This window comes from Kluyvera sp. EC_51 (assembly GCF_019584505.1).
Lineage (GTDB): Bacteria > Pseudomonadota > Gammaproteobacteria > Enterobacterales > Enterobacteriaceae > Kluyvera > Kluyvera sichuanensis.
This window is the reverse complement of sequence record NZ_VDAG01000115.1, coordinates 93082-110953: the sequence shown is the minus strand read 5'-3', so window position 1 is coordinate 110953 and position 17872 is coordinate 93082. Positions and strand designations below refer to the sequence as shown.

Genomic DNA, 17872 nt, shown 5'->3' with positions numbered 1-17872 from the left:
CCGTGGGGAGAGGGTTAGGGTTAGGGGGCGAATACCTTACTGATAAACCGGCAGCAGATTAAAGCTCGACAGCACGTGTACCAGCGCGTTACCCACACCAAAGACCAGAATCAACGCAATCATCGGCTTACCACCCCAGACGCGGAATTTCGGGCTACCGAAGCGCTTACGGGATTTACGCGCCAGCAGCGCCGGGACAATCGCCGCCCAGATGGTCGCCGCCAGCCCAGCATAGCCAATGGCATACAGGAAACCGTTCGGCCACAGCAGGCCACCGATAATCGGCGGCAGGAAGGTCAGCAGCGCGGTTTTGAAACGACCCAGCGCAGAGTCATCAAATTTGAACAGATCCGCCAGATAGTCAAACAGACCCAACGTCACCCCAAGAAATGAACTCGCCACCGCAAAGTTTGAGAACACCACCAGCAGCAGATCCAGGCTACGGCTATTGAGCACGCCGCTCAGCGCCTGCACCAGCACATCAATATTACCGCCCTTCTGCGCAATGCCGATAAACTCCGGACGCGGGATGTTGCCCATCGTCCCCAGCAACCACACGGTATAGAGCACCAGCGCCAGCAGCGTGCCGTACACCAGGCACTTCACGATGGTCTTAGGATCTTTGCCGTAGTACTTCATCAGGCTCGGTACGTTACCGTGATAGCCAAACGAGGCGAGACAGAACGGCAGCGTCATCAACAGGTAAGGCGTATAGCTGGCGTGAGTCTCAGCCACGTTAAACAGCGTGGCAGGCGTGACGTGCCCCATCAGGCTACCAAAGGTCAGGAAGAAGGTAATCACCTTGGCGCCCAGCACGATAGCGGTCATGCGGCTCACCGCTTTGGTGCTCAACCACACCACAAACGCCACCAGCAGCGCAAAGCCAAAGCCTGCGGCCCGAGGCGGGACGTTCAGCGACATCTCAGCGAAGGTGTGATGCAGAATCGAGCCGCTCGCCGAGATATAGGCGTAGGTCAGAATGTAGAGCACGAAGGCAATAGAGATGCCGTTCACCACGTTCCAGCCCCTGCCCAGCAGATCTTTGGTAATGGTGTCGAAGCTCGAACCAATACGGTAGTTGAGGTTTGCTTCAAGGATCATCAACCCCGAATGCAGCATGCAGAACCAGGTAAACACCAGCGCCGCCATCGACCAGAAGAACCACGCCCCAGACATGACCACCGGCAGAGAGAACATTCCCGCACCAATGATTGTGCCGCCGATGATCACCACGCCGCCAAGCAGCGAAGGTGACGTTTGGGTGGTGGTTAGTGTCGCCATACAGCCTTTTCTCCAGTGTATTATTTTGCTACTGCATTTTAATGTGTCGCACTGTACCAGTACACGAGTACAAATGGAATAAAAAAAGCCCCAATCATGACGATCGGGGCTGTATATATTACTTTACGCTTTTAAACCGTGAGGCTTATGCGTCACCGCCGAAACGACGACGACCGGTAGAGTCATCACGACGTGGAGCAGCGCCTGCATCATCACGGCGCGGCGCACGGTTACCACCGTCACGACGCTCACCGCTGAAACGACGACCATCACCACGACCGCCTTCACGACGCTCACCGCCGAAACCGCGACCGCCTTCACGACGTTCGCCACCGAAGCTACGACCACCTTCACGACGTTCACCGCCGAAGCTACGACCGCTACGCTCTGGACGAGGCTGCGCGTCGCCGATCAGCTGCATGTTCATCGGCTTGTTCAGGATGCGGGTACGAGTAAAGTGCTGCAGTACTTCGCCCGGCATGCCTTTTGGCAGTTCGATGGTAGAGTGGGTACCGAACAGCTTGATGTTACCAATGTAACGGCTGCTGATGTCGCCTTCGTTCGCGATAGCGCCAACGATGTGACGAACTTCAACGCCGTCATCACGACCCACTTCAATGCGGTACAGTTCCATATCGCCAACGTCACGACGTTCGCGCTTAGGACGATCTTCACCACCACGTTCTGCACGGTCGCCACGAGGGCCACGGTCATTGCGGTCGTTACGGTCACGACGTTCGAAACGATCGTCACGGTCACGGAACTCACGCTTAGGACGCATTGGCGCATCTGGTGGAACGATCAGAGAACGTTCGCCCTGTGCCATTTTCAGCAGCGCAGCGGCCAGCGTTTCAACGTCCAGCTCTTCGCCTTCAGCCGTCGGCTGGATTTGCGCCAGCAGTGCACGGTACTGATCCAGATCGCTGCTTTCCAGCTGCTGCTGTACTTTCGCGGCGAATTTTTCCAGACGGCGTTTGCCCAGCAGATCTGCGTTTGGCAGCTCAACTTCTGGAATGGTCAGCTTCATAGTACGTTCGATGTTGCGCAGCAGACGACGCTCGCGGTTCTCAACGAACAGCAGCGCACGGCCAGCACGACCCGCACGACCGGTACGACCAATACGGTGAACGTAAGACTCGGAGTCCATTGGGATGTCGTAGTTAACAACCAGGCTGATACGCTCAACGTCCAGACCACGTGCCGCAACGTCGGTTGCGATCAGGATGTCCAGACGACCGTCTTTCAGACGATCCAGAGTCTGCTCACGCAGGGACTGGTTCATGTCACCGTTCAGCGCGGCGCTGTTGTAGCCGCTACGTTCCAGGGCTTCAGCCACTTCCAGGGTCGCGTTTTTGGTACGAACGAAGATAATCGCCGCATCAAAATCTTCCGCTTCCAGGAAACGTACCAGCGCTTCGTTTTTGCGCATGCCGTACACAGACCAGTAGCTCTGGCTGATGTCCGGGCGGGTCGTTACGCTGGACTGAATGCGTACTTCCTGTGGATCTTTCATAAAGCGACGGGTAATACGTCGGATAGCTTCCGGCATGGTTGCAGAGAACAGCGCGGTCTGATGACCTTCTGGAATCTGAGCCATGATGGTTTCAACGTCTTCGATAAAGCCCATACGCAGCATTTCATCAGCTTCGTCCAGTACCAGACCGCTCAGTTTAGAGAGATCCAGGGTACCGCGCTTCAGGTGGTCAAGCAGACGACCTGGAGTACCGACGACAATCTGTGGCCCTTGACGCAGGGCGCGTAACTGCACGTCATAACGCTGGCCGCCGTACAGGGCAACCACGTTTACGCCGCGCATATGTTTAGAGAACTCAGTCATTGCTTCAGCCACCTGAACCGCCAGTTCGCGGGTCGGGGCCAGCACCAGAATCTGTGGTGCTTTCAGCTCAGGATCGAGATTGTTCAGCAGTGGCAGGGAAAACGCTGCGGTTTTACCACTACCTGTCTGGGCCATACCCAGAACGTCACGACCGCCCAGCAGGTGCGGAATGCACTCAGCCTGGATCGGAGATGGTTTTTCGTAACCCAGATCGGTAAGGGCTTCAAGGATAGGAGCCTTCAGGCCCAGATCTGCAAAAGTGGTTTCGAATTCAGCCATGTAGTACAAGTGCCTCAATATTAATGGCGGCCAGTCTACATAACTCATCATGAAATTGATCTGCAATTTTCATTGAAAAGTGTGAACCGGCTCAAAGTAGGTGTATTAACGAACAACAACGCCCTCACCCGCGAAGGTGATGGCAATCAAAAAGATTACGGGCTGATGTAGTCGTCAGCTATTGCTGGTCCGATTCTGCCAGGTCATCTTGGTCCTGGCCCAGGAGCGATAATTCCAACAATGCGTATCGGTGCTCAACGTAGTTGTGTACGTTGTTGGCAACCGCCAGTTTGAACAGTGCCGTAGCGCTGTCCTTGTCCCCAAGACTTAGGTAATACTTACCTAAATAGAAGTTGGTTTCACTGAGATGCTCAGCGAGCGAGGTGTTATCCGTTGCGTCCGCCTTCAGGCGTTCCATTAACGTTTTTTCGTCAATGTTGCCTAAGTAGAACTCGACAATGTTCCATCCCCACTGTTCTTTATCCGATTTGTCGAAGCGTTGCTTCAACGCATCTTTCGCCTGCTTCTCATCGAGCTTCTGCTCAGCGAGATAAAGCCACAGACTGCGGAAAGGATCATTGGGATCGTCTTGATAAAACGCCAGCAGATCATCTTGCGCTAACTTCGCACGGCCACCGTAATAAAGCGCGATGCCGCGATTCAAGTGCGCATAATTGTAAGTTGGATCAAGCTCAAGTACAGAATCAAACGCTTCATAGGCAGCATCAAAATTGCCTGCCTGCGTTAAATAAATGCCTAAGTAGTTGAATACTTCAGGCATATCAGGTCGGATTGCCAGCGCTTGCGAGAAATCGTTACGCGCTAATGCCCTCAGACCGAGACTATCATACAACACTCCGCGCTCATATAAAAGCTGTGCGCGTTCGTCATCGGTTAAAGCCCGACTGGCAAGAATTTGTTCCATGCGTGCCAGGATCACTTCCTGCTGTAAAGTCGGTTGCAATGGCACTGCGAGGACTTCACTCTTACGCCAGGCAGAGTTGCTGCATCCTGCCAGCGTGAGTGCTGTCGCAACGAAACACCAGCGCAAAAAAGGCTTCATTTCCCACTCCCGAAGACAACAATTGGATGAACGTCCTGTCCCCCGCCTGCAAACAAGGCATCCGGCCAGCTAAATGTGCCCTCCGCAAACGCGGAGGGCAAAGGCAAACCTTACTCGCCCTGCTCTGCTGCCGGAGCTGGTGCTGCGGCGGCAGGCTGAGACTGCTCGGTTGCTTCTTTAATGCTCAGACGGATACGGCCCTGACGGTCAACTTCCAGAACCTTAACCGGTACTTCCTGGTTCATCTGCAGATAGTCGGTCACTTTCTCAACGCGCTTGTCAGCGATCTGAGAGATGTGTACCAGACCTTCTTTACCGCCACCGATGGCAACGAACGCGCCAAAGTCAACGATACGGGTCACTTTACCGTTGTAGATACGACCTACTTCGATTTCTGCAGTGATCTCTTCGATACGACGGATAGCGAATTTCGCTTTTTCACCGTCGGTCGCCGCGATCTTCACGGTACCGTCATCTTCGATTTCGATGGTGGTGCCGGTTTCTTCGGTCAGGGCACGGATAACAGAACCGCCTTTACCGATAACGTCTTTGATCTTGTCTGGATTGATCTTGATGGTGTGGATACGCGGAGCGAACTGAGAAATGTCGCCACGTGGCGCGTTAATCGCCTGTTCCATCACGCCCAGGATGTGCATACGCGCACCTTTAGCCTGGTTCAGAGCAACCTGCATGATCTCTTTGGTGATACCTTCAATTTTGATATCCATCTGCAGTGCAGAGATACCGTCGCGGGAGCCCGCCACTTTGAAGTCCATATCGCCCAGGTGGTCTTCGTCGCCCAGGATGTCAGACAGAACAACAAAGTTGTCGCCTTCTTTCACCAGACCCATCGCGATACCCGCAACGGCAGCTTTGATAGGCACGCCTGCGTCCATCAGCGCCAGGGAAGCACCACATACGGAAGCCATGGAAGAAGAACCGTTAGATTCGGTGATTTCAGAAACCACACGAACGGTGTACGGGAATTTGTCCAGCTCTGGCATGACTGCCAGCACGCCGCGTTTCGCCAGGCGACCGTGACCAATCTCACGACGCTTAGGAGAACCGACCATACCGGTTTCACCTACGCAGTACGGAGGGAAGTTGTAGTGGAACAGGAAGTTGTCAGTACGCTCGCCCATCAGCTCGTCGAGGTTCTGTGCATCACGGGTGGTGCCCAGGGTCGCAGTCACCAGCGCCTGAGTTTCGCCACGGGTGAACAGCGCGGAACCGTGAGTACGTGGCAGAACGCCAGTACGTACGTCCAGACCACGGATCATGTCTTTTTCGCGACCATCGATACGCGGCTCGCCTGCCAGTACGCGGCTACGAACAACGTTTTTCTCGATAGCGTGCAGGATTTCACCCAGTTCGTTAGCGTCCAGGGTTTCGTCTTCTGCAACCAGCTGAGCGATGGTTTCAGATTTAATCACGTCAACCTGAGCATAACGCTCTTGTTTGTCGGTGATGCGGTAAGCGTCGCTCAGGCGAGATTCTGCCAGCGCAGCAACGCGCGCGTTCAGCGCTTCGTTGACGGCTTCGGGCTGCCAATCCCAACGTGGTTTGCCCGCTTCTTTAACCAGCTCGTTGATCTCTTTGATAACAACCTGCTGCTGTTCGTGACCGAATACCACGGCACCCAGCATCTGGTCTTCGCTCAGCAGTTCTGCTTCGGATTCAACCATCAGTACGGCAGCTTCGGTACCGGCAACAACCAGATCCAGCTTGCTCTCTTTCAGCTCGTCCTGAGTCGGGTTCAGTACGTACTGGTCGTTGATGTAACCAACACGAGCAGAACCGATTGGACCATTGAATGGAATACCGGACAGGGACAGGGCAGCAGATGCGCCAATCATAGCAACGATGTCTGGGTTAACCTGAGGGTTAACGGAAACAACGGTAGCAATAACCTGAACTTCGTTAACGAAGCCTTCTGGGAACAGCGGGCGAACCGGGCGGTCAATCAGACGCGCAATCAGGGTTTCGCCTTCGCTTGGGCGGCCTTCACGACGGAAGAAGCTACCTGGGATACGACCAGCAGCGTAGGTACGCTCCTGATAGTTAACGGTCAGCGGGAAGAAGTCCTGGCCTGGTTTCGCTTTTTTCTGACCTACAACGGTAACGAATACCGCGGTGTCATCCATGCTAACCATAACAGCGGCAGTTGCCTGACGCGCCATCATGCCGGTTTCCAGCGTGACGGTGTGTTGGCCGTACTGGAACTTACGAACGATCGGATTAAGCAAAATTCTATCCTTTCTTATTAAATGGTGGCACACCCTCTGGCGTACCGACCGATGAAACCGATCTTCTTTGCATCCTCGCGACTAATGACAACCCTAACCCGATGCGGGTAAAGCCTCTCATTAGCCGCGCGAACCTCTGCAACGAAGAATATGCACAACAACAATACATTATACCCGTTATCTTTCAAAATACTGCTGTGTCGGTAATTTCAGCTCAATTTTGTCTAAACGAAACGTAGACAGGGAGGATTACCGGGGCGCAGACAGCGTTTCTACGGGCACTCAATTCTTTTAAATTGCCGTCGTCTGGTGGAAAAAAGGGGCCATAAAGGCCCCTCTTTCTGAAACTCGCTAGAATTAGCGACGCAGACCCAGACGCTCGATCAGCGCGGTGTAGCGTGCAACATCTTTACGTTTCAGGTAGTCGAGCAGTTTACGACGCTGAGAAACCATGCGCAGCAGACCACGACGGCTGTGGTGATCTTTTTTGTGCTCTGCAAAGTGACCCTGCAGGTGGTTGATCTGTGCAGTCAGCAGTGCAACCTGAACTTCGGTAGAACCGCTGTCGTTTGCGCCACGACCGAACTCAGAAACGATTTGTGCTTTAGCTTCAACGCTTAGAGACATTTTGAACTCCAAATTTAAAAGAAAGAAAGGGTGCCGATCTCTAATTCAGCAGCCCCTGATATAACGCTTGCCAATTGTTAAACAATTAAGCAGGCGTTAAGCCGCGACATTCTACTCGCAGCGCTCTGTTATCGCAAGCCACACAATCTGGCTTACTCAGCGTATTCAACCACCAGACGGCGTGGTGCCACGCGGCCTTCATCGTCGATTTCGCCCATGCCGAGGAATTTGCCCTCTTCGCCTTCCGTCACACGAACCAGACCTTCCAGCGGTGCGCCTGACGTCCGCACCGGGTTACCATTTTTAAAGTAAACCGATGAGGTTAAAGGGATATTGACTATTGGGTAGTCTGAAGCCGGACTGTCCATCGGCATTAATAGCGGGTCGAGCAGTTCCGCTGCTGGAACGCCCTGCTGCTCGGCTTGTTCGACCAATGCCTGCAGCTGTTCCAGCGTAACCATACGATCAACCGGGTATTTGCTGACCGCCAGACGACGCAGGAAAATCACGTGCGCACCGCAGCCGAGTTTCTCACCCAGATCGTCGATAATGGTTCGAATATAGGTGCCTTTTGAGCAGTGAATTTCCAGCTCCAGCTCGTTGCCTTCGTGGCGAATAAACAGCAGCTCATAGACGGTAATCGGACGCGCTTCACGCGGTACGTCAATGCCCTGACGCGCATATTCGTACAGCTTCTTACCCTGATACTTCAGCGCCGAATACATGGACGGCACCTGTTGGGTGTCTCCACGGAAGCTCTCCAGCGCTTCGGCCAGTTCCGCATCGCTAAAGGTCACCGGGCGTTCTTCCACGATTTGTCCGTCGGCGTCCGAGGTATCAGTGCGCTGGCCCAGGCGGGCAATCACACGATAACGCTTATCGGAGTCCAGCAGGTACTGGGAGAACTTGGTGGCTTCACCGAGGCAAATCGGCAGCATGCCGGTCGCCAGCGGATCCAACGCGCCGGTATGACCGGCACGGTTGGCGTTATAAATACGCTTTACCTTCTGCAGCACATCATTGCTGGATGCGCCTTGCGGTTTATCCAGCAACAATACGCCGTGAATATCACGGCCGCGACGACGAGGACGACTCATCAGTCCTCCTTGCTGTCGTCCGCTGGGTTCACACGACGTTCGTCGTCATGCTTCACCACGCTGGTCACCAGGTTAGACATGCGCATACCTTCAACCAGCGAGTTGTCGTAGAAGAAGGTCAGTTCCGGCACGATACGCAGGCGCATCGCTTTCCCGAGCAGGGAGCGGATAAAACCAGAGGCTTCCTGCAGTGCTTTGATGCCGGATTTAATCGCCGCTTCATCTTTATCGTTCAGGAAGGTAACAAACACTTTGGCATAGGCCAGGTCACGGGACATTTCGACACCGGAAACGGTGGTCATCATACCCAGACGAGGATCTTTAATTTCGCGCTGCAGGATGATTGCGATCTCTTTTTGCATCTCCTGGGCCACGCGCTGCGGGCGACCAAATTCTTTCGCCATAATAAATTCTCCAGACAAAAAAGGGGCTATCAGCCCCTTTTGAAATAATTGCCGGGTTGCGCGAGGCGATCCCGGCCTACAATCGACAATCTTAACGAAGATTAAGCGATGGTACGTTGGATTTCGATGATTTCGAACACTTCGATCATATCGCCAACGCGAACGTCGTTGTAGTTCTTAACGCCGATACCACATTCCATGCCGTTACGGACTTCGTTAACGTCATCTTTGAAGCGGCGCAGGGATTCCAGCTCGCCTTCATAGATAACCACGTTGTCGCGCAGAACGCGGATTGGGTTGTGACGCTTGATGGTACCTTCGGTAACCATACAGCCCGCGATCGCACCAAATTTCGGTGATTTGAACACGTCACGAACTTCAGCCAGACCAATGATCTGCTGTTTCAGTTCTGGGGACAGCATGCCGCTCATTGCCGCTTTCACTTCGTCGATCAGGTTATAGATGACGGAGTAGTAGCGCAGATCCAGGCTTTCTGACTCGATAACTTTACGTGCAGAGGCATCAGCACGTACGTTGAAGCCAACCAGGATAGCATTGGATGCTGCAGCCAGGGTTGCGTCGGTTTCGGTGATACCACCTACGCCAGAACCGATGATCTTCACTTTCACTTCGTCGGTAGACAGTTTCAGCAAGGAGTCGGAGATCGCTTCCACAGAACCCTGTACGTCGGCCTTCAGTACGATGTTCACTTCGTGAACTTCGCCTTCGGTCATGTTGGCGAACATGTTCTCGAGTTTAGATTTCTGCTGACGAGCCAGTTTAACTTCACGGAATTTACCCTGACGGTACAGAGCAACTTCACGCGCTTTCTTCTCGTCACGAACGACGGTCACTTCGTCACCGGCAGCCGGAACACCGGACAGACCGAGGATTTCCACTGGAATGGATGGACCCGCTTCCAGCACTTCCTGACCCAGTTCGTTACGCATCGCACGAACGCGGCCGTATTCGAAGCCACACAGCACGATATCGCCCTTGTTCAGGGTACCTTCGCGAACCAGGACGGTAGCAACTGGGCCACGACCTTTATCCAGGAAGGATTCGATAACCGCACCGCTCGCCATACCTTTACGAACCGCTTTCAGCTCCAGAACTTCAGCCTGCAGCAGGATAGCGTTCAGCAGGTCGTCGATACCGGTACCCGCTTTTGCAGATACTGGAATGAACTGCGATTCGCCGCCCCACTCTTCCGGCATAACGCCGTACTGAGACAGTTCGTTCTTCACGCGGTCCATATCGGCTTCTGGCTTATCGATTTTGTTCACAGCAACAACCAGAGGCACCTGCGCCGCTTTCGCGTGCTGGATTGCTTCGATGGTCTGCGGCATCACGCCGTCGTCTGCTGCAACAACCAGAACAACGATATCCGTTGCCTGAGCACCACGAGCACGCATGGAGGTAAACGCGGCGTGACCCGGGGTATCCAGGAAGGTGATCATCCCGTTTTCAGTTTCAACGTGATATGCACCGATGTGCTGGGTAATGCCGCCCGCTTCGCCAGAGGCCACTTTCGTAGAACGAATGTAGTCCAGCAGAGAGGTTTTACCGTGGTCAACGTGACCCATGATGGTCACAACTGGTGCGCGCGGTTCAGCCGCAGCACCGGTGTCACGGTCGCTCATTACCGCTTCTTCCAGCTCGTTTTCACGACGCAGGATAACTTTGTGGCCCATCTCTTCGGCAACCAGCTGTGCGGTTTCCTGGTCGATGACCTGGTTGATGGTGGCCATGGCGCCCAGTTTCATCATCGCTTTGATGACCTGAGAGCCTTTCACCGCCATCTTGTTAGCCAGATCGCCAACGGTGATGGTTTCGCCAATCACAACGTCACGGTTAACGGCCTGAACCGGCTTCTGGAAGCCCTGTTGCAGTGCGGAACCTTTACGCTTGCCACCTTTACCACCGCGACCAGCAGCGCGTGCTTCTTCGCGATCGGCTTTAGATTCAGCGTGTTTGTTGCCTTTCTTCTGAGGACGAGCTGCTTTCGCCGCAGTGCGGGTACGGCCACGACCACCTTCAACTTCGCGGTCATTTTCGTCTTCAGCCTGTCGAGCGTGCTGAGAGGTGGTGACGTGATAATCGCTAGCATCTTCAATCGGTTCAGCGGTATTCACACCATTCTTCTCGTTTTCTTCTGCCATACGGCGAGCTTCTTCCGCTACGCGGCGCGCTTCTTCTTCAAGCTTGCGACGTGCTTCTTCTTCCGCTTTGCGCTTCAGCTCGGCAGCTTCATTTTCACGGCGGGCTTTTTCGGCCTGGGCAGTTTTGGTCATATCGTCGGTCTGTTGATTGCTCACTTTGTCTTTTTCCGCAGCTTCACGTTTCGCTTTATCAGCGGCTTCACGATTAGCTTTTTCTGCGGCCTCACGTTCAGCTTTTTGTTGCGCCTCGCGTTTAGCTGCTTCTTCAGCTTCACGACGGGCTTGCTCTTCCGCTTCACGCTGCGCCTGCTCTTCCGCGGCCAGGCGTTCAGCCTCTTGCGGATCGCGTTTCACAAAGGTGCGTGTCTTGCGGACTTCGATTTGTACCGATTTGCTTTTTCCACCGGTACCTGGAATGTTGAGAGTACTGCGCGTTTTGCGCTGCAAAGTCAACTTATCTGGAGCAGAACCATTTTCACGGTTCAGATGCGCCAGTAAGGTTTGCTTCTCTTGTGCGGACACAGAGTCATCAGCACCCTTCGGGATGCCCGCATCAGCAAATTGCTGTACCAGGCGATCCACGGAGGTCTGTATTTCTGCAGCCAGCGTTTTTACGGTTACATCTGTCATACTGTTCCTTCCTGCTACAGTTTATTACGCTTCGTCACCGAACCAGCAGATATTACGGGCAGCCATAATCAGCTCACCGGCTTTCTCGTCGGTTAAGCCTTCGATATCCACCAGATCATCAATACCCTGTTCGGCGAGATCTTCCAGCGTACAAACACCACGGGCAGCCAGTTTGAAGGCCATCTCACGATCCAATCCTTCCAGATTCAGCAGATCGTCAGCCGGTTTATTATCACCGAGGCTCTCTTCCTGGGCCAGTGCCAGAGTGGTCAGTGCGTTTTTAGCACGCTCGCGCAGTGCTTCAACGGTGTCTTCATCCAGGCCATCAATAGCCAGCAGTTCTTTCATTGGCACGTAGGCCAGTTCTTCCAGCGTGGAGAAGCCTTCTTCAACCAGCACGGTAGCGAAATCTTCATCAATATCGAGATATTTAGTGAAGGTATCGATAGCCGCGTGTGCTTCAGCCTGGTGCTTCGCCTGCAGGTCATCAACGGTCATGACGTTGAGTTCCCAGCCGCTCAGCTGAGACGCCAGACGGACGTTCTGACCGTTTCGGCCAATCGCCTGCGCCAGGTTACCCGCTTCAACCGCGATATCCATGGTGTGCTTGTCTTCGTCAACCACAATAGATGCCACGTCAGCCGGAGCCATCGCGTTGATCACGAACTGCGCCGGGTTGTCGTCCCACAGCACGATATCGATACGTTCGCCGCCCAGCTCGGTAGAAACCGCCTGAACACGCGCGCCGCGCATACCAACGCAAGCACCGACTGGGTCGATACGTTTGTCGTTGGTCTTCACAGCGATTTTGGCACGAGACCCCGGATCGCGAGCAGCGGCTTTGATTTCGATAACTTCTTCGCCGATTTCTGGCACTTCAATGCGGAACAGTTCGATCAGCATTTCTGGCTTAGAACGGGTGACGAAGAGCTGCGCACCGCGCGCTTCCGGACGTACGGAGTACAGAACGCCGCGAATACGGTCGCCTGGACGGAAGTTTTCACGCGGCAGCATGTCTTCACGCAGGATAACCGCTTCAGCGTTGCTACCGAGGTCCAGGGAGATGTTGTCGCGGTTAACTTTCTTCACCACGCCGGTGATGATCTCACCTTCATGCTCACGGAACTGGTCAACAACCATTGCGCGTTCGGCTTCACGTACTTTCTGTACGATTACCTGTTTTGCCGTCTGGGTCGTGATACGGTCGAAGGTGACAGATTCGATCTGATCTTCAACGTATTCGCCCACGTTCAGGCTTTCGTCTTCGAAGCGTGCCGCTTCGAGGGTAATTTCTTTAGTCGGCTGGGTCACTTCTTCGACAATAACCCAACGACGGAAGGTGTCGAAATCACCGCTACGACGGTCAATTTCAACGCGAACGTCAATCTCTTGTTCGTATTTTTTCTTCGTTGCTGTAGCCAGCGCACTTTCCAGCGCTTCAAAAATTTTCTCGCGTGGCAGTGATTTTTCGTTGGAAACGGCTTCAACAACGGCCAAAATTTCTTTGTTCATCGCGGGCTTTTCACCTCAATCCAGACTGTTAAAAGTGGGGAACCAGGTTCGCCTTCTGGATGTTACTCAGCGCGAACACTTCATCTTTACCGTCGACTGTCACGGTGATCATCTCACCGTCTACCGCTTTAATAACGCCCTGCCACTTACGACGGTTCTGAACCGCCATACGCAGGACCAGCGCAACCTCTTCACCCATGAAACGCACATAGTGTTCAGCAGTGAACATAGGACGGTTGAGGCCCGGAGAGGAAACTTCCAGGTTGTAAGCCACAGTAATAGGATCTTCAACGTCCATCACCGCGCTTACCTGGTGGCTCACATCAGCACAATCATCAACATTGATGCCATCTTCACTATCAATATAGATGCGCAGTGTGGATGTGCGACCGCGAACAAATTCGATGCCGACCAGTTCGTAGCCCAAGGCTTCAACCGGCGCTGTAATCATCTCTGTTAATTTTTGCTCTAATGTGGACAAACCCACCCCCAAGACATAAAAAAAGGGCCTAAAGCCCAGTTATTCTGTAGTCAGATAACAAAAAACCCCGATAAATCGGGGCTTTAGATAACTGAACCCTATAGCCGCAACTGCGGCCTGGAGAACCTTCCGAAAGAATTTTTTTTCAAATCCAGCTACGAAGGCCTAAGTCTTCACAGTATATTTGAAAATGAACTCTAAGGGAAAGTGGTTGCGGGGGCCGGATTTGAACCGACGACCTTCGGGTTATGAGCCCGACGAGCTACCAGGCTGCTCCACCCCGCGCCTGAAACGTGGCAAATTTTACTCGTTTTGAGCAAAAAGTGCAAATAATGCTGGGATTTGGTACCGAGGACGGGACGTAAAATCGGCCTACAGTATAGTGACCTCGATCACAGCTTGTCAACCTCACATTCTATGCAGAAGAAATGCGTACGCCATCGCGGTATGGTAACCGTGGCAACCGGCGCTGACGGCGCGGAATTTTTGAATAAAAATGCATGAATCCCTTCCGGTGTTAGCTAAAACATGATTAAATGAAAACTCATTTATTTTGCATAAAAATTCACTGACAGCGAAAGCGATTTCTCCTTCAGTCAATCAAGCAGGGTTTTACTTTATGACGACGATTCTCAAGCATCTTCCAGCAGGTCAACGTATTGGTATCGCCTTCTCTGGCGGTCTCGACACCAGCGCAGCGCTGCTGTGGATGCGACAAAAAGGAGCTGTCCCTTATGCATATACTGCAAACCTGGGCCAGCCTGACGAAGACGATTATGATGCGATCCCTCGTCGTGCTATGGAATATGGCGCAGAGAACGCTCGCCTGATCGACTGCCGTAAGCAGCTGGTTGCTGAAGGTATCGCCGCGATTCAGTGTGGTGCCTTCCATAACACCACCGGCGGTCTGACCTATTTCAACACCACCCCGCTGGGCCGTGCCGTGACCGGTACTATGCTGGTTGCCGCGATGAAAGAAGATGGCGTTAATATCTGGGGTGACGGCAGTACTTATAAAGGTAACGATATCGAACGTTTCTATCGTTACGGCCTGCTGACCAACGCCGAGCTGCAAATCTACAAGCCGTGGCTCGATACCGATTTTATCGACGAGCTTGGCGGCCGTCATGAAATGTCTGAATTCATGATTGCCTGCGGCTTCGACTACAAGATGTCCGTTGAGAAAGCCTACTCCACCGACTCCAACATGCTGGGCGCCACCCACGAAGCGAAAGATCTTGAGTTCCTGAACTCCAGCGTGAAAATCGTTAACCCGATCATGGGCGTGAAGTTCTGGGACGAGAACGTGAAGATCCCAGCGGAAGAAGTGACCGTACGCTTTGAGCAGGGCCACCCGGTAGCGCTGAACGGCAAAACCTTCAGCGACGACGTTGAGATGATGCTGGAAGCGAACCGCATCGGTGGCCGTCACGGTCTGGGCATGAGCGACCAGATTGAAAACCGTATCATCGAAGCGAAGAGCCGTGGCATCTACGAAGCTCCGGGGATGGCGCTGCTGCACATTGCCTACGAGCGCCTGCTGACCGGTATCCACAACGAAGATACCATCGAGCAGTATCACGCTCACGGCCGCCAGCTGGGTCGTCTGCTGTATCAGGGTCGCTGGTTCGATTCTCAGGCACTGATGCTGCGTGACTCCCTGCAACGTTGGGTTGCTAGCCAGATTACCGGTGAAGTGACCCTGGAACTGCGTCGCGGTAACGACTACACCATCCTGAACACCGTGTCTGACAACCTGACCTACAAAGCAGAACGTCTGACCATGGAAAAAGGCGAGTCCGTGTTCTCTCCAGACGATCGTATCGGCCAACTGACCATGCGTAACCTGGACATCACCGATACCCGCGAGAAGCTGTTCGGCTATGCGAAGACCGGTCTGCTGACCGCCTCTTCCGCTACCGGCCTGCCGCAGGTTGAGAACCTGGAAAACAAAGGCAAATAAGCCTGCGTTGAGAAGGTAAAAGGCCGCATGAGCGGCCTTTTTTGCTTCTGGGGATTGCTTGGGTTCAATGAGGTCACGGCGTCACTGCGTTCGGCCGGGCGACTAAAAGTGCGCTATCGACGTCGCCATTCTCCGGGAGTCTGGCCATAGTGCTTTTTGAAGGTTTTTGAGAACGATGCCAGCGACTGGAATCCGCAGCGTTCAGCAATGACATCGAGCCGGGCCTGTCGGTCCTGGTGCAGCAATCGGGCGGCCATCGCCATACGTAACTGGGTAAGCCAGGCCTGCGGCGTCAGGTGGTAAGCGCGGGCAAAGTGACGAGCAAAGGTCGCGCGCGATAAAAAGGCGCGGGCGGCCATACTTTCCATCGTCCAGGGCTGTTCCGGCGTGGCCAGAACGGCCAGTACTGCGGGCATCAATCGTTCATCACGCATCAGGCGCAGTAAACCGCCCGGTGGCTCCTCTGCTCCCAGCAGCGTTCGCAGCAGCAGAACCAGCAGCGTATCACCGAGGCTTCGCACAATCGCGCTGCCGCCAGGATGCTCGGCCAGGCTTTCGCGCACCAGAACGTTGAGCAGAATCTCCAGCTCCGGGCAATCGTCACGCTCGTGGGTATGCAGATGAATAAGCTCCGACTCTTCGGCAAACAGCCAGCTAACGTGTGGGCCAAAATAGAACTCGCCGCACAGCATCTCCAGCGCATCGCTCTCGCTACCGGTACGCATTTCGGTTAGCGTGCCGTTAAAGCGGTGAGCCACCGGCAGAACCTGCCCCCACTCCACCAGGCTCTCCATTAGATGCGGCGAGCCGTGGGGCAACAGAATGACATCTCCCGCGCGCATATGCCGGGTTTGATTCCCCACGGTAAGACGCCCTTCCCCCCGCAGCACAAAATGCCAGGGCACGATGCCAGCACGCATCTGATCATGCCCCGCCTGCCAGCGCCCACCGAAGCGACAGTGAAGATTCACTTCGCAGCGTGGGGCCAACAGCGTCAAAAGATGGCTAAGGCTATCCATAACACTCCTGAGACGATAAGACAAAAAGATGAGACGAAGAGTGCCAGTCTAGCACGACCAACGCCTCTAAGATGACGTCATTGCCACTACAAACCCTCTAGTAACAGGAGTATGTCATGAGCCGTTTAGCTGAAATTCGTGAACAAGATGCAACAGGTAAAGCCGCAGAGATCTTTGGCGGGATTAAAAAAGCGATGGGGAAAGTGCCAAATGCCTACCTGACAATCGGTGGACATTCACCGGAGTCGCTGCAACAGGCATTGGCGCACAACGCCATGCTGCATAAGGGGAGCCTGAACGCGAAGGAACTGGAAACCATCAACCTGGCGGTGAGCGAAGCTACCGGCTGCGATTACTGCCTGGCAGCCCACAGCATGATGGCGAAAAAAGCCGGCTTCAGCAGTGAACAGATTCGCGAACTGCGCCGTGCAGAGTATGCCGAAGATGCCCATCTCGACGCGCTGGCTAAATTCTCACAAACGCTGGTGACCACCGCGGGTACGCTGCCGGAAGCCGATGTTGCCGCTCTGCGCGACGGCGGGTTCAGCGACCGTCAGGTGATCGAAGCCATCAGCGCCATCAGCGCTATTCTGTTTACCAATATGGTGAACCGAGTGAACGACACCGTGGTTGACTTCCCAAAGGCTGACTAAGCCGAAGCGTGCCGGATAACGGAGTTGCCTTATCCGGCCTATAAAATCACGGTGGTTTTCTACAGACGAAAAAAAAGACGCTTTTCAGCGTCTTTCTTTCGGAATATTGGTACTGAGGATGGGACTCGAACCCACAAGCCCGTTAGGGCACTACCACCTCAAGGTAGCGTGTCTACCAATTCCACCACCTCAGCACGGATACTACTATTAATGCGGGATATCGCTGGTCGGCTGTGCCGGTGCCGCTGGCTGAGTGGTTTGCTCAGTCTTAGGCGCAGTCAGATTTTCCCACTCGCTTCCTTTATTGGTCTTGTTACTGTTGATGTTGCCCAGTACCAGACTGATAATGAAGAACAGCGTCGCAAACACAGCGGTCATACGGGTCATGAAGTTACCAGAACCGCTTGAACCAAACAACGTGCCGGAAGCGCCTGCTCCAAAGGAGGCTCCCATATCAGCGCCTTTACCTTGCTGCAGCATAACGAGGACCACAAGGCCAATCGCTACAATAAGGAAAACAACTAAAAGAGCTTCGTACATAATCAACCTGTTCCTTGCGGGGACACCGCGTACCAAGTGCTTCTACCAATAAAGCGGGATGTTTATGTTTCCCACTGA

Annotated in this window: 15 protein-coding genes and 2 tRNA genes; 2 read left to right on the top strand and 15 right to left on the bottom strand. The window is 53.9% G+C overall.

The genetic code is table 11. The annotated features are described in order from the left end of the window. Positions 1-36: 36 nt before the first annotated feature. The 12 genes from mtr to FHC49_RS22445 all read right to left on the bottom strand — a co-directional run bounded on the left by mtr (position 37) and on the right by FHC49_RS22445 (position 13904). A complete protein-coding gene (gene mtr, locus FHC49_RS22500; protein ID WP_220440892.1) occupies positions 37-1281 on the bottom strand; it encodes a tryptophan permease in 1245 nt (414 codons plus the stop codon). A 145-nt stretch (positions 1282-1426) separates the two neighbouring features. Further along, positions 1427-3397: a DEAD/DEAH family ATP-dependent RNA helicase gene (locus tag FHC49_RS22495; protein ID WP_185667824.1), complete on the bottom strand. Its 1971-nt coding sequence runs from the start codon at positions 3395-3397 to the stop codon at positions 1427-1429. Next, positions 3390-3470, bottom strand: a complete 81-nt coding sequence (gene yrbN / locus FHC49_RS22490; protein ID WP_100249910.1) for a protein YrbN — start codon at positions 3468-3470, stop codon at positions 3390-3392. Before yrbN ends, FHC49_RS22495 begins: the two co-directional genes overlap by 8 nt. A 105-nt stretch (positions 3471-3575) precedes the next feature. Further along, complete coding sequence (gene nlpI, locus FHC49_RS22485; RefSeq protein ID WP_185667823.1) at positions 3576-4460, bottom strand: lipoprotein NlpI; 885 nt, start codon at positions 4458-4460, stop codon at positions 3576-3578. Positions 4461-4570: 110 nt separating this feature from the next. After that, a complete protein-coding gene (gene pnp, locus FHC49_RS22480) occupies positions 4571-6706 on the bottom strand; it encodes a polyribonucleotide nucleotidyltransferase (protein ID WP_185667822.1) in 2136 nt (711 codons plus the stop codon). Positions 6707-7063: 357 nt separating this feature from the next. Continuing rightward, the gene (gene rpsO, locus FHC49_RS22475; RefSeq protein ID WP_035891092.1) at positions 7064-7333 is read right to left on the bottom strand and encodes a 30S ribosomal protein S15; all 270 of its coding nucleotides are present in this window, start codon (positions 7331-7333) and stop codon (positions 7064-7066) included. A 152-nt stretch (positions 7334-7485) separates the two neighbouring features. Then, the gene (gene truB / locus FHC49_RS22470) at positions 7486-8430 is read right to left on the bottom strand and encodes a tRNA pseudouridine(55) synthase TruB (protein ID WP_185667821.1); all 945 of its coding nucleotides are present in this window, start codon (positions 8428-8430) and stop codon (positions 7486-7488) included. Next, complete coding sequence (rbfA, locus tag FHC49_RS22465) at positions 8430-8834, bottom strand: 30S ribosome-binding factor RbfA (protein ID WP_185667820.1); 405 nt, start codon at positions 8832-8834, stop codon at positions 8430-8432. The genes truB and rbfA overlap by 1 nt, the downstream gene beginning before the upstream one ends. Before the next feature lie 101 nt (positions 8835-8935). After that, positions 8936-11626, bottom strand: a complete 2691-nt coding sequence (gene infB, locus FHC49_RS22460) for a translation initiation factor IF-2 (RefSeq protein ID WP_220440891.1) — start codon at positions 11624-11626, stop codon at positions 8936-8938. 24 nt (positions 11627-11650) lie between these two features. After that, positions 11651-13138, bottom strand: a complete 1488-nt coding sequence (gene nusA / locus FHC49_RS22455; protein WP_123651655.1) for a transcription termination factor NusA — start codon at positions 13136-13138, stop codon at positions 11651-11653. A 28-nt stretch (positions 13139-13166) separates the two neighbouring features. Continuing rightward, positions 13167-13619, bottom strand: coding sequence for a ribosome maturation factor RimP (rimP, locus tag FHC49_RS22450; protein WP_220440890.1), 453 nt, complete (start codon positions 13617-13619; stop codon positions 13167-13169). A gap of 208 nt (positions 13620-13827) precedes the next feature. Next, positions 13828-13904 (bottom strand) — tRNA-Met (locus FHC49_RS22445). Between the two features lie 334 nt (positions 13905-14238). Here FHC49_RS22445 and argG point away from each other — a divergent pair. Continuing rightward, a complete protein-coding gene (gene argG / locus FHC49_RS22440; protein WP_185667816.1) occupies positions 14239-15582 on the top strand; it encodes an argininosuccinate synthase in 1344 nt (447 codons plus the stop codon). Between the two features lie 113 nt (positions 15583-15695). On the opposite strand, the gene FHC49_RS22435 is transcribed toward argG, so the two are convergent. After that, positions 15696-16601 (bottom strand): AraC family transcriptional regulator, encoded by a 906-nt coding sequence (locus FHC49_RS22435; protein WP_220440889.1) that lies wholly within the window; start codon positions 16599-16601, stop codon positions 15696-15698. Between the two features lie 116 nt (positions 16602-16717). On the opposite strand from FHC49_RS22435, the gene FHC49_RS22430 reads away from it, so the two are divergent. Next, positions 16718-17254: a carboxymuconolactone decarboxylase family protein gene (locus FHC49_RS22430; protein ID WP_220440888.1), complete on the top strand. Its 537-nt coding sequence runs from the start codon at positions 16718-16720 to the stop codon at positions 17252-17254. A 107-nt stretch (positions 17255-17361) separates the two neighbouring features. Here FHC49_RS22430 and FHC49_RS22425 read toward each other — a convergent pair. Beyond that, positions 17362-17448: transfer RNA gene (locus FHC49_RS22425), tRNA-Leu, on the bottom strand. 13 nt (positions 17449-17461) lie between these two features. Continuing rightward, positions 17462-17794, bottom strand: coding sequence for a preprotein translocase subunit SecG (secG, locus tag FHC49_RS22420; protein ID WP_185667813.1), 333 nt, complete (start codon positions 17792-17794; stop codon positions 17462-17464). Positions 17795-17872 lie beyond the last annotated feature (78 nt).